11 protein-coding genes are annotated in these 12,944 nt (G+C 57.3%); 7 read left to right on the top strand and 4 right to left on the bottom strand.

Translation table 11 applies throughout. The annotated features are described in order from the left end of the window. Positions 1-20: 20 nt before the first annotated feature. A complete protein-coding gene (locus VHE34_RS12325; protein WP_325588261.1) occupies positions 21-1,316 on the bottom strand; it encodes a BNR repeat-containing protein in 1,296 nt (431 codons plus the stop codon). 100 nt (positions 1,317-1,416) lie between these two features. Between VHE34_RS12325 and VHE34_RS12320 the strand changes: the two genes are divergently transcribed. The 4 genes from VHE34_RS12320 (at position 1,417) to VHE34_RS12305 (ending at position 5,475) form a co-directional block, all read left to right on the top strand. Next, complete coding sequence (locus tag VHE34_RS12320; RefSeq protein ID WP_325588259.1) at positions 1,417-3,222, top strand: beta-galactosidase family protein; 1,806 nt, start codon at positions 1,417-1,419, stop codon at positions 3,220-3,222. 47 nt (positions 3,223-3,269) lie between these two features. Next, positions 3,270-4,490 carry a DUF2264 domain-containing protein gene (locus tag VHE34_RS12315; protein ID WP_325588257.1) on the top strand — a complete coding sequence of 407 codons (1,221 nt, stop codon included), beginning with the start codon at positions 3,270-3,272 and terminating at the stop codon, positions 4,488-4,490. 46 nt (positions 4,491-4,536) lie between these two features. After that, on the top strand, positions 4,537-4,956 hold the full coding sequence (locus VHE34_RS12310; protein ID WP_325588255.1) for a hypothetical protein: 420 nt from the start codon (positions 4,537-4,539) through the stop codon (positions 4,954-4,956). A 66-nt stretch (positions 4,957-5,022) separates the two neighbouring features. Then, positions 5,023-5,475 carry a hypothetical protein gene (locus VHE34_RS12305; protein ID WP_325588253.1) on the top strand — a complete coding sequence of 151 codons (453 nt, stop codon included), beginning with the start codon at positions 5,023-5,025 and terminating at the stop codon, positions 5,473-5,475. A 48-nt stretch (positions 5,476-5,523) separates the two neighbouring features. On the opposite strand, the gene VHE34_RS12300 is transcribed toward VHE34_RS12305, so the two are convergent. Together VHE34_RS12300 and VHE34_RS12295 are read right to left on the bottom strand one after the other, a co-directional pair. After that, entirely contained in the window at positions 5,524-7,035 is a 1,512-nt protein-coding gene (locus VHE34_RS12300; RefSeq protein WP_325588251.1) for a Gfo/Idh/MocA family protein, read from the bottom strand. Positions 7,036-7,054: 19 nt separating this feature from the next. After that, the gene (locus VHE34_RS12295) at positions 7,055-8,008 is read right to left on the bottom strand and encodes an ornithine cyclodeaminase family protein (protein WP_325588249.1); all 954 of its coding nucleotides are present in this window, start codon (positions 8,006-8,008) and stop codon (positions 7,055-7,057) included. A 41-nt stretch (positions 8,009-8,049) separates the two neighbouring features. Here VHE34_RS12295 and VHE34_RS12290 point away from each other — a divergent pair, with 41 nt between their 5' ends. Then, positions 8,050-9,015 (top strand): DUF1080 domain-containing protein, encoded by a 966-nt coding sequence (locus VHE34_RS12290; protein WP_325588247.1) that lies wholly within the window; start codon positions 8,050-8,052, stop codon positions 9,013-9,015. Positions 9,016-9,018: 3 nt separating this feature from the next. On the opposite strand, the gene VHE34_RS12285 is transcribed toward VHE34_RS12290, so the two are convergent. Then, on the bottom strand, positions 9,019-9,642 hold the full coding sequence (locus tag VHE34_RS12285) for an arylesterase (RefSeq protein ID WP_325588245.1): 624 nt from the start codon (positions 9,640-9,642) through the stop codon (positions 9,019-9,021). Between the two features lie 105 nt (positions 9,643-9,747). On the opposite strand from VHE34_RS12285, the gene VHE34_RS12280 reads away from it, so the two are divergent. Both VHE34_RS12280 and VHE34_RS12275 read left to right on the top strand, forming a co-directional pair. Further along, positions 9,748-10,383: an ABC transporter ATP-binding protein gene (locus tag VHE34_RS12280; protein WP_414709883.1), complete on the top strand. Its 636-nt coding sequence runs from the start codon at positions 9,748-9,750 to the stop codon at positions 10,381-10,383. Then, positions 10,370-12,937, top strand: a complete 2,568-nt coding sequence (locus VHE34_RS12275; protein WP_325588241.1) for an ABC transporter permease — start codon at positions 10,370-10,372, stop codon at positions 12,935-12,937. Before VHE34_RS12280 ends, VHE34_RS12275 begins: the two co-directional genes overlap by 14 nt. Positions 12,938-12,944: the final 7 nt, after the last annotated feature.

Raw genomic sequence — 12,944 nt, 5'->3', positions numbered from 1 at the left:
GCGGCTTTGGCTTGGGGGGATTAGGGGATATAGCTGAGAACGGAGATGGGTTGGGCGGGGAGGTTTTCGAGGGTTTCGCCGTCGCCCTGGCCGACGCGCTGGACGAAGAGGTTGAGGATGCTTTTGGCGGCCCAGAGTTGTGGATCGAAGGTGGGTTCCCAGTTGGCGTAGGTATTGGCGCCGAGATTTTTGACGGTCCAGGGACCGGCGGGGTTGGCGGCGGTGGCGAGGGTTATTTTGTTGCCCTGTTCTTCGTCGCGGTAGATGAGGGTTAAGCGGCCGGCTTTTTCGACGATCTGCGGGCGGGACATCGGGATGCGTTTGGTGCCGGCGCCACCGAGGAGGAAGGGGGTAGTGCGGTGGGATGCCTGGCTTGTTTGCCAACCTGCGCCCTTTTTGTAAACTACTTCATATTGAGGGACCGATGTGTTGTCGGGGCGCCAGTAGGTGGCGATATAGGGATTGCCATTTTCGTCGGCGCACATGGACGTCTGGTTGATCAGACCGCTGTGCTGAGGAATGCGGACGGCGTATTCGGCGGTGGCGGCGGTGATGGGTAAGACGTACGGCTTGCCGGTGGACGTTTCCCAGGTGTGGCCGCCGTCGCGGGAGCGGGCGTAGGCGATATCGTGGTTACTGGCGACGTCGGGGGATTCGCGCCAGGTCCATGAGATGTGCAGGGTGCCTTTTGTGTCGAAGGCTGCCTGCCAGTACGCATTGCGTTTTCCTTCGCCGTCGATGAGCTTGTCCTGCAGGCGGGTCCAGGTCTTTGTTGTTCGATCGTATCGGTTTAGGATCAGGTTGCCGTTGCCGGAGGACCCGTCGCGGTAGAGGAAGAGAAGGTCGCCGCCGGGAAGGCGGTAGAATTCGGGATAGGTGACGCGGGATTCGTTGGCATTTGTCATACTTGTTTCGGGGCCGAGGTCGAGGGAGCCGGGACGCGTGCTGCGGACATAACGGAGGCGGCTGTCGTGCTGATCGAAGCTGCAGTGGAGGAAGCCGTCGCCGTCGACGATGATGCTGATGGAGCGGTGGGCATCGCGGGTGTCGCCCGTGTATTGGGTTTGATGGAGGGTCCAGTTGGCGGTGTTTTGTTTGCGGCGGCCGATAACCAGGTGCGATGTGCTGTCGTAGAATGCGATGTATTGGAATTCTTTATTGGAGGTGAGGGAATTCTTGCGGAAGACGACGGTGTTGATGGAGTTCTTCGCCCAGCCGCGCGCAACGGGTATTTGTTGTTGAGCAAACGCATGGGTAGCGAACAGTATTATAGGCGGCAGCAGTTTACGAAGACGTTGTAGCTGTTGTTTTGACATATATTCCCGAATTTAAGTAGATTACGGGGGATTGCCGCTTTTGATGGGAGCGCTGCGGTGTTGGCGCAGAATCTGGCTGCTAAAAATAACGAGCTAAGCTATGAGAAAGACCTTTTTTTTGTTGGTTTGTTTTGTTGCGGCGGCCCTGGCGGGCCTTTCGCAACATCGGTTCGAGTTAGGGGATAGTACTTTTTTGCTGGATGGGAAGCCATTCCTGATGATCTCGGGCGAGATGCATTATACGCGGGTGCCGCGGGAAGCGTGGCGGCAGCGGATGCGGATGGCGCGGGCGATGGGGCTGAATACGGTGGGGACGTATGTGTTCTGGAATGTGCATGAGCCGGAGAAAGGGACCTTTGATTTTTCGGGCAATAACGATATCGCGGCCTTTGTGCGGACGGCGCAGGAGGAGGGGCTTTGGGTGGTGTTGCGGCCTTCGCCGTATGTGTGTGCCGAGTGGGAGTTTGGGGGGTATCCGTATTGGTTGGAGAAGGAGCCCGGGTTGGTGGTGAGGAGTAAGGAAGCCGGCTACCTGGCGGAGTACCGTCGCTATATCCGGGAGGTTGGGCGGCAGTTGGCGCCGTTGCAGGTGAATCATGGGGGCAATATATTGATGGTGCAGATAGAGAACGAGTATGGGAGCTATGGGAGTGATACCGAATACCTGGCGATCAACCGGCGGATGTTTGTCGAGGCAGGGTTTGACGGACTGCTTTACACGTGTGATCCGGCGGGGGATGTGGGGAAGGGGCATTTGCCGGGATTGTTGCCGGCGGTGAATGGGGTGGACGAGCCTGCGCGGGTGAAGGCGTTGGTGAGGGCGAATCATGGCGGTCGCGGACCCTATTATATTGCGGAGTGGTACCCGGCGTGGTTTGACTGGTGGGGGACGAAGCATCATACGGTGCCGGCGGAGCGATATACGGGGAGATTGGATTCGGTGTTGGGGGCGGGGATCTCGATCAACATGTACATGTTTCATGGAGGGACGACGAGGGGGTTTATGAATGGGGGGAATTATAATGACCGGAGTCCGTATGAGCCGCAGATCTCCAGCTATGATTATGATGCGCCTCTTGATGAAGCGGGGAATGCGACGGAAAAATTTTGGGCGTTTCGGAAGGTGATCGGGCGGCATTTGCCGGCAGGGACTGTGTTGCCGGAGGTGCCGGAGGCGAAGAAGGCGGTTGCGGTTGGGGCGGTGCGGTTGACGGAGGTGGGGTCTTTGTTTGGGATGTTGGCTTCACCGGTGAGCGGTACGCGGCCGCTGAGTTTTGAGGATTTGAACCAGGCGTATGGATATGTGATGTATCGGAGTGTGGTGTCCGGGGGCGGTTCGGGTGTGTTGCGGATTGACGGATTAAGGGATTTTGGGATCGTGTTTATCAATGGGCGCCGGGTGGGGGTGTTGGATCGGCGGCTTCGGCAGGATAGTTTGGTACTGGCCTTGCCGGCAGGCGAGGTGCGATTGGATATTTTGGTAGAGAATTTGGGGAGGATCAATTTTGGGCCCTACCTTTTGAAGAATACGAAGGGGATTGTGGGGAAGGTGGAGTGGAAGGGGAGCGAGATTTTGGGGTGGACAATGTTTCCTCTGCCTTTTTCCACTGTGGAGGGGTTGGCTTTGCGTGGTGGTGATGAGGGGCCGGTTGTGCGGAGGGGGTATTTTGAGATGGGGGAGCCGGCGGATACGTATTTTGATATGCGCAAATGGGGGAAGGGATGCGTGTGGGTGAATGGACATCATTTGGGGCGTTATTGGCGGGTGGGGCCGCAGCAGACAGTGTATGTGCCGGCGGAGTGGTTGAAGAAGGGGCGGAATGAAGTGGTGGTGTTGGAGTTGCTGAAACCGGAGCAGGAGGTGCTGGAGGGGATCGATCATGCGGTGTTGGATGAGTTGGAGTGACGGGCGGCTTTGCGGCGGGCTTGGGGTTGAAGGGGTAATTTGTTTTTATGAGAATAGCTTTTTTAGCGGTGGGGTTGGTTTGGGTGTTGTGTGTTTCTGGTCAGGGGGACAGGGCGTTGTGGGTATCGTACCTGGATGCCGTTTCGCGGCCGGTGATGTCGGCGTTGGCGGAGGACCGGCTGCATGCGTCGATGCCGGTGGTGTTGTCGGTTCGCATCGATAATGCCACGGAGCGCCGCCGGGTGACCTATCTCGAGGCTTTTGGCCGGACGCTTAGCGGGATAGGTCCGTGGCTGAATGGCGAAGGGGGGGCTGCGGAAGAGGTAGCGTTGCGGCGACAATATCGGGAGTGGACTTTGAAGGCGGTTGCCAATGCCGTGAATCCGCATGCAAGAGATTATATGGTTTGGAAAGGCGGGCAACCATTGGTGGATGCCGCCTTTTTTGCGTTGGGGTTGCTTCGATGCCCGTGGCTTTGGCAGCATCTCGATACGGCTGTGCGGCAGCAGGTGGTGATCGCCTTGCGCGAGACCCGGGCGACTATGGCGGGTTACAGCAATTGGTTGTTGTTCCCGGCGGTGATCGAGGCTTTTTTTTGCAAATATGGATATGACTATGATGCGATGCGGATCGAGTTTGCGGTGCGGGAGTTCTCGCAGCATTGGTACCTGGGTGATGGGACGTTTGCGGATGGACCGGCGATGCACCAGGACTATTATAATTCGTATGTGATCCAGCCTTTTTTACTGGCGGTGCTGGATGTGACGGGGGCGCGATATAGGGATTTTTCTCTTCGCATGGAGAAGATTGCGCAGCGATATGCGGAGTTGCAGGAGCGGTTGATCGGTGTGGATGGGAGTTATCCCGTGACGGGACGGAGCATCACTTATCGTTGTGGGGCTTTTCATGCGTTGGCGGATGTGGCGTTGCGGGGGCAGCTGCCGGCGACCCTGACACCGGGGCAGGTGCGGAGTGCGTTGACGGCGGTGATCAGGCGGACGCTTGGGTCGCCGGGGACGTTTGCGAAGGAGGGGTGGTTGAATATTGGACTGGCGGGGCACCAGGAGCGGTTGGCGGATGCGTATATCACCGGGGGGAGTGAGTATTTGTGTACGGAGGTGTTTTTACCGTTGGGGCTTTCTTCTTCGGATGCTTTTTGGGCGGCGCCTGCGGCGCCGTGGACGGCTGTAAAGGTGTGGGGTGGGGAGGATAGTGTGGATGCGGATCATGCGTTGGACGAACGGCTTCCAACCGTTCCTTCGGCATGATTTATGCTAAAAATGGGGGATTGGCCGTTATTAATCCATGTATAATATGAAAAAGCTGATCTTACCTGTTGTATTCGTTTTACTTGCCGGCTTTCATTCGAAGCCGAAGAATCTACCGGAAAATGTTGTTGAGGTGCGGGGCGGCGCGTGGCCGATCAATCTCGAGCGGAATGCGGACGGGGTTGGGACCTACTCGCTGATCTATCGCAACCAAGAAGTTATGACGGGCGTGAGCCTGGACACGCTGACGTTTTCGAATGTCGAACAGCTGAAATATTTTGCGAAGGGATTGGATCGGTTGAAGGCGGGTAGTAATGGCGAGATCCTGACTTACAAGGACTATACGCTGGGCCGTGCGGATAAGAAATTTGAAGGGATTTGGTATTTGCTGCGGTATCAATTCGGGTCGACGAGTTTTCAACAACCGGAGGCGGATATTATGGGGAAAACTATCAAGGGTCTGTAGGGCCGTTTGCATACTAAACCGTTGTTTGCATCGTTTTTCCTTGTTTAGATAAAAACATCACGCGCTATGAAAAAACTTCTTGTTCTGGCTTTCTTTATTCCTTTTCTTTCCAAGGCCCAGTTTACGATCTCGAACAACAGTACGACGAGTCTCGTGGAGTTGCGTGCGGGAACATGGCCGTTGGATCTTCAGCGGATCATCAAAAATACGGACACGTGTTATGTGCTCGAGTTTCGTGATCAGCAGGTGACGACGGATGTGAATATGGCGACGTTGCGCTTTGGGGATATTGGCCAGTTGCGTTGGTTCGAAAAGGGTTTGACGACATTGAAGTCGACGGGTTCGAATGGAGAGACCCTGAACTATAAGGCGTATACGCTGAAGCGGGTGGATGTGAAGTCGGATAAGGATCCGAAGAAGAGTGTGATCTGGTATCTTGTGACGACCAATGACGGGCCGGTGACGAATTTCCAGCAGTCGGAGGCGGATAAGATGATTGCGGCGATCAAGACGCTATAATATTTAAAACCCCCGCTGCCGCGGGGGTTTCTTTTTGTTGGTGGGCTTTTATAATTCGAATCCGGAGCGATATTCCCGATTGAGATATTTGTTGGCTTCGGGGACGTTTGTGATGGTGCGGCCGGCGGGGTCGTATTTGAGCATTCTGGCTGAACGGAGGGCGACGGCATAGAGGTTGATCGCTTCGGTTATTCCTTCTGCTTCCCGGAAATTGCCGGGATATTGATTACCACTTTTTACAGCATCGACAAATTTCTGGAGGGCGGCGGCGCCGCGTTCGACCTGGTTGACGCGATTGGGGGTCTGGGCGGGAGCGGGTTTGCCGAGGAGGACCGGGTTACCGACATAGAAATCGGTGAGGATCTTTCCTTTTGTGCCGACGAACATCTGGCCTTCGGCGGGTAATTCCTTATTTTCTTCCAATAGTTCGATCGGGATCGGCGGGCGCATTCCACCATCGTACCAGCAAAGGTCGACGGCGGGGCGGGAGCCTTTTGCCGGGTATTTGAGCCGTACGGTGCTGGCCAAGGGGAAGGAGAAGTCGTTTTTGATCTGGAAGGGCACAGGTTCGTTCATCCCGACGACGTGACTAAGATGGGGAACGATCATCGTCGGTCCTTCGAGTTCGAGGGCCTTGTAGACGGTCCAAAGGGCATAGTGGCCCATATCCGCCATCGATCCACCACCAAAGTCATACCATCCGCGAAAGACCATATTGGTATAGTCGGGGTGATAGGGGCGCTGGGCTTCGGGGCCGAGCCAGAGATCCCAATCGAGGCCGGCGGGGACGGGTGGGGTATCGGTGGGGATGGTCGGATATTGCGGCCATACGGGACGGTTAGTCCAGCAATGTACTTCCTGTAATGTGCCGATGTCGCCATTGTTGATCATGGTCATGATGGGGGTCATGTCGCCGTTGGAGTCCCAGGGGACGAGATGGGTGATGACCTTGCTGTCACGGGCGTATTCGATCACTTTCTTCCCTTCGAGGAGCCGGTTGGAAAGAGGTTTATGGACCATGACGTGTTTGCCTTTTTTCATGGCGGCCATGGAGATGACGCCGTGGAGGTGATCGGGGGTCATGATCTTGACGGCGTCGAGGTTCTTCTCTTTATCGAGGAGCTCGCGGTAGTCGGCGTAAGCGTGACATTCCTTGTATTTGATCTCGGGTCGGACGTTGGCGTAGAAGGTCTCTACGATGGACTTGCCGTTCTCGCGGCCGCCGGGGATGTTGTTGTCTCCGCCCTGGTTCCAGTCGGGTTTTTTGATGGCTGTTCTTATTTCATTGAGGAGCCAGCCTTTTGCCCAGTCGCGGTAGCCGACGGCGTCGCGGTTGGGGTCGACGACGGCGACAACCTGGAAGGTGGGGTTGGCGAGGATGGGAAGGAGTTCGCGGATGCCCTGGGTGCCGCAGCCGATGTAGGCGAGGGTGATCTTGTCGCTTGGGGCGATGTAATTCTTACCGCCGAGGACGTGTCTTGGGAGAATGGTGAAGCCGATGGCGGCTGTGGCGGCCGTTTCGAGGAATTGACGGCGGCCGAGCGTTATTTTTTTTTCCATATAGCAAGAGGTTTTGTAGCTAACTAAATGTACGGATTTTTTTGAAGACATGATATGCGGAGTAGAGGTCTTCGGCGGCGATGCCAAGGGATTTGAAGAGAGTGATGTCGGCGGGGTGTTGGCGGCCGGGTCTTGTTTTTGCAATGACCTCACCTAGTTCGGCCTGGACGGCGCTTTCGGTGATGCAGCCTTCTTTTTTGGGGATGAGAAAATCGCCGGCCTCGTTGAAGAGGGATTCGTATTTGTCGGTGAAGACTTTTGCTTTGGCGATGGTTTCGGAGTCGACCTCGCGGGCGTTGGGGGTGCAGGAGCCGACGACGTTGAGATGCGTGCCCGGGCTGATCCATTCTCCTTGCAAGATGGGTTGGGTGGCTGCGGTGACGGTGCAGATGATGTCGGCGCCTTCAGCGGCCTGTTGTGGGGTGTCGGCTATGGTTACTTGTCTTTTTTCGGTCTTTTCGGCGAGTTGTACGGCTTTGGATTTATTGCGGCCCCAGATGCGGACCTCTTTTATCGGGCGGACGAGGGGGATTGCTTCGAGATGTCTTGCTGCCTGTTCGCCGGTTCCGAGGATGGCGAGGGTGGAGGCTTCTTTTTTGGCGAGAAGCTTCGTTGCGACGGCGCTTGCGGCGGCGGTGCGGATGGCGGTGATCTCTTCGGCGTCGAAGAGCATGAGCGGGGCGCCGTTTTCGCCGTCGAAGAGGATGATGACTCCCTGGTGGGAGGGGTGGGTGGTGTTGGCGTTGCCATGAAAGATTGTGATGAGTTTAATTCCGATCAGATTCGGACCTCCTGCGTAGGCGGGCATCATGCCGAGGAGGCCTTTTTTGTCGGGGAGCCACATGAGAGTGCGCAGGGGTTGGAGAATCTGGCCTGTGGCCAGATCGTGAAACATGGATTCCATAAGGGGGATGGCTTCCGACATGGGGAGGAGGGTGGCGATTGTGGGCTTGTCGATATAAGTTGGGGTCATGGTTAGCAAATTTGATGTAAATTCAACCTTTACAATTTACTATGAAACGAATAATTCTGTTGTTTTCAGCGATTGCTTTTTGGACGGTTGTGCGCTGCGCGCCTGTTCCGGGTGTGCCTACTGCGCGGGCCTCTGCGCCGGATACGGTTGTTGCGTTTATGGGGCGATGGGACCTCACCGTTCATTTGCCGAACCGGGATGTGCCGTCCTGGCTGGAGATGCAGGCTTCGGGGGTGAGGACGATGGTGGGAAGGTTTGTCGGCAGTGGGGGGAGTGCGAGGCCTATCTCGAAGATCAATTACAATGGTTCAGCCTTTAGCTTTTCCATTCCGCCGCAGTGGGAGCGGGAGGATCGGGACCTGTCGGTCGAGGGCCGGTTGCAGGGAGATAGCCTGACGGGCACGATGGTAGCGCCGGATGGAAAGCAGTATAGCTGGGTGGGGCATCGGGCTCCTTTGTTGCGGCGTTCGCAGGAGCCGGTTTGGGGTCCGGTAGAGAAGTTGTTTGATGGGGCCTCGCTGAAGGGCTGGCATGCGATGGGCACGACCAATCAGTGGGTGGCACAGGATGGAATCCTGCGTAGTCCGCATAGCGGATCGAATATTATGACGGATGCCTCATTCGGGGATTTCAAACTGCATATCGAGTTCCGGTACCCGGCGCATAGTAATAGCGGGGTATACCTGCGGGGACGTTATGAATTGCAGATCGAAGATGAGGGTGGGACGGAGCCGCCGAATAATGAGATCGGGGCGATTTACGGATTCCTGTCGCCGAATGGGAAGATGGGAAAGGCCGCTGGGGAGTGGCAGAGTTATGATGTCGAACTGGTGGGGCGGACGGTGACGGTGGTGTTTAATGGAAAGCAGGTGATCTGCCGGCAGGAGATTCCGGGGATCACGGGTGGGGCGCTGGATAGTAAGGAGGGGGAGCCGGGGCCTATTTACCTGCAGGGGGATCATGGGCCGGTGGAGTTTAGGAATATTACGATCCAGCGGGGGCGATAGTAGTTAGAGCAACGGTTTGAGAATTTTCCAGACGTTGTCGGCGACGATGCGGTGGCCGGCGGGGTTGGGGTGGATGCCGTCGGGTTGGTTGAGGCGGGGAATGCCGCCGACGTTTTGGAGGAGGAAGGGGATGAGGGCGCATTTGTTCCGGGCGGCGAGGGAGGGGAAGATGTTGCGGAAGGCGTTGGTGTAGGTGGCGCCCATGGATGGGGGCATTTGCATCCCCGCGAGGATGATCTTTGCCGCGGGATATTTTGCTTTGACGGCGTCGATGATGGCCTGGAGATTGGCGGTGGTGCCGGTGAGGGGAATGCCACGGAGGCCGTCGTTGGCGCCGAGCTCGAGGACGAAGATGTCGGCGGGAGTTCGCAGGACCCAGTCGATGCGGCTGCGGCCGTCGGCGGAGGTTTCGCCGCTGACGCCGGCGTTGACGACCCGCCAGGGGAGTTGGAGGGAATCGATGCGCTTTTGGATGACCGAGGGAAAGGACTGGCTGGGAGCGACGCCATAGCCGGCGGCGAGGCTGTCGCCGAAGAAGATGATATGCTTTTGGGGCCGCGGCTGGAAGGCGGAGACCAGGGCCAGGAGCAATATGATTGTCGCGGCAGATGTGAGCTTGGTCGACATTTTCGTGGTGTTTGCATCCGGGGGAACAACATTTCGCCGATATAGTTGTAAATTTTCCCTGTGGAAACTATCCTAAAATTAAGCAATGTCAGCAAGACCTATGTGTTGGCGGGTAAGACGCTGCATGTATTGAATGATGTGAGCTTCGCCGTCGAGGCGAGATCGACGCTGGCGATTGTCGGCCCTTCGGGCAGCGGCAAGACGACGCTGCTGGGTCTCAGTGCGGGGCTCGACCGGAGCAGCGCGGGATCGGTGGAGCTCAACAATATCCCGCTTGGCGAACTGGATGAGGACGCCCGCGCGGAAATACGTAACCGTTATGTCGGGTTCATTTTTCAGAACTTTCAACTGCTGCCTACGCTGACCGCGTTGGAGAACGTCATGGTTCCCATGGAGCTGCGGGGGGAGCGTCATGTGCGCACCCGGGCGAAGGGGTTGCTGGAGCAGGTAGGGCTGAGCGATCGCCTGCATCATTACCCGGTTCAACTATCGGGAGGAGAGCAGCAGCGGGTATCGCTGGCACGGGCGTTTGCCAATCAGCCGCGGATCCTTTTTGCCGACGAGCCGACGGGGAACCTGGATGCGGAGACGAGCGAGAGGATCACGGGACTGCTTTTCGAGTTGAACCGGCAGGCGGGGACGACGCTGATCCTCGTAACCCACAATACTGAACTGGCGGCTCGTACGCAACGCATTATCCGGCTGGCAGGAGGCCGTATCGTGGCCGATGAAACCAATTAATCCTTCGGGCCCGGCGTTGGGCTGGTATCTTCGGATGGCCTGGCGGGATAGCCGGAAGAACCGGGGCCGGCTGCTGTTGTTCATTTCTTCGATCGTTTTGGGTATTGCGGCGCTTGTGTCGACGCTGTCTTTTGGGCATAATCTGCGAATAGCGATCGACGACCAGGCGAAGTCGCTGGTGGGGGCTGACCTTGTGCTGACGGGACCGCGGCCGACGGATGCTAAGGTGCGGGCGTTGGTGGATTCGGCGCCGAACCGTCATTCGGAAGAGCGGAGCTTTGCTTCGATGATCCTGTTCGAGAAGAGCGGGCAGAGCCGGCTGGTCCAGGTGCGGGCGATCAGCGGGGACTATCCTTTCTACGGTGTGCTGGGGACCACGCCCGCGTATGCGGGGATGAGCTTTCGTGCAGGCCAGGAGGCGCTTGTGGACAAGACCCTGATGCTGCAGTTTGGCGCCCATGCAGGTGACAGCGTGCGTATCGGCAATCTTGTTTTTGTGATCGCGGGAAGCCTTGACCAGGCGCCGGGCCGAAACGAGATCTCGATGACGGTAGCTCCGCCGGTGTATATCCCGCTGCGTTACCTGGACGCTGCGGGTCTGGTGCGGCTGGGCAGCAGGATGGAATACCGCTACTATTACCGATACCCGAACGCGGATATCCGGTCCCTGATAGCGAAGATGGGACCCGAGCTGGAAAAAGCCGAGCAACGTTACGAGACCGTGGATTCACGCAAAAAGCAAATGAGCCGTGGTTTTGGCGACCTCACGCAGTTCCTGACCCTTATCAGCTTTATCGCGTTGTTGCTGGGATGTGTTGGAGTGGGCAGCAGCGTGAACATCTATGTCAGGGAAAAGATCATGGACGTGGCGGTGCTGCGTTGTCTCGGCCTGAAGGCGTGGCCCGCCTTTTTCGTTTACCTGATCCAGATAGTCGGGATCGGGTTGATCGGGAGTGTGGCTGGGGCGGTGCTTGGGGTGGCGATTCAGCAGGTGCTGCCGGCCATATTGAAGGATATCCTGCCAATGGAAACGAGCTGGCATATTTCCTGGCCGGCGGTGGGCGAGGGAGTGATCGTGGGGTTGGTGATCTCGCTTTTGTTCGCCTTGCTGCCTTTACTGTCGATCCGCCGGATCTCGCCGATGTATACGCTGCGATCGTCGGTGGAGGGGACGGGCCGGCGGTGGGACGGGATGCGATGGCTGGTGTATGTTCTCATCTTTGCGTTCATTACGGGTTTTGCGTATCTGCGGATGCGGAACTGGGGCAAGGCTACGGCGTTTACCACGGCGCTGCTGGTGTCGTTCTTGTTCCTGGCGGGGGCGGCGAAGCTGTTGATGTTTTGTTTGCGGCGACTGTTCCCAGCGCGATGGAGCTATCTATGGCGGCAGGCGTTTGCGAATCTTTACCGGCCCAATAATCAAACTTTGATCCTTGTGGTGACGATCGGACTTGGGACGACGTTTATCGGGACGCTTTATTTTGTGCAACAGCTGTTGATCGACCGGGTGACGGTGACGGCGTCGCGGGGGCAGGGGAATATGATCCTGTTCGATATTCAACGCAGCCAGGTAGCGGGAGTGGACAGCCTGGTGCGGAGTGCGGGATTGCCCGTGGTGGGGTCCGTGCCGGTTGTGACGGTGCATTATCAATCGGTTAATGGGGTTACGGCGGAGATGGCGGCGGCGGATACATTGGCGGATACCACGCGCCGGTCGCCGGAGCGGCGGATCTTTGGGCGGGAGGAGCGGGTGACGTACCGGGACTCCCTGATACCGACGGAGAAGCTGGTGGCCGGGAAGTTGGGGGGACCGGTGCGGAATGCGGGGGAGACGATCTTTGTGAGCATTGAAGAAGACTTTGCGCGGCGGATATTGCACACGGGGATCGGCGATACGATAGTATTTGATGTGCAGGGCGTCCCGCTGACGACGGTCGTGGGCAGCCTGCGGTCGGTGGACTGGCGGCGGATGCAGCCGAGCTTCCAAGTGCTCTTCCCTTCGGGCGTGCTGGAGCAGGCGCCGCAATTTCATGTGGTGATCACGCAGGTCGGGTCGCCGGAGCAATCGGCGCGTTTCCAGCAGGCGATGGTGCGGCGGTTCCCTACGGTATCGGTGATCGATCTGCGGCTGGTGTTGAGCGTGGTGAACGATGTGCTGGGAAAGATCGGGTTTGTGATCCGGTTCATGGCGGGCTTCAGCTTGTTGACGGGAGTGATCGTATTGATCGTTTCGGTGCTGATCAGCAAATTTCAGCGGATACAGGAGAGCGTGCTTTTGCGGACCCTTGGGGCGAGCCGGCGCCAGGTGCGGACGATACAACTTTTGGAGTACTTTTTCCTTGGGGCTTTGGCGGCGGCGACCGGGATACTACTGGCCCTCGGATTGACGTTTATATTAGCGAAACTGGCTCTTGAAAGCGGCTTTTCAGTACACTGGATGGCCGTGGGCGGAATCTTCGTATTTGTCTGTGCCTTAACGGTTTCGGTGGGATGGTACAATAGCCGGGGCGTTTTGACCCGACCGCCGCTGGAAATATTACGCACTGAAAGCTAATAAGTTA

The sequence above is a fragment of the Puia sp. genome (assembly GCF_035546395.1).
Lineage (GTDB): Bacteria > Bacteroidota > Bacteroidia > Chitinophagales > Chitinophagaceae > Puia.
The sequence above is the reverse complement of the archived record's forward strand: the minus strand, read 5'-3'. Positions and strand labels throughout refer to the sequence as shown.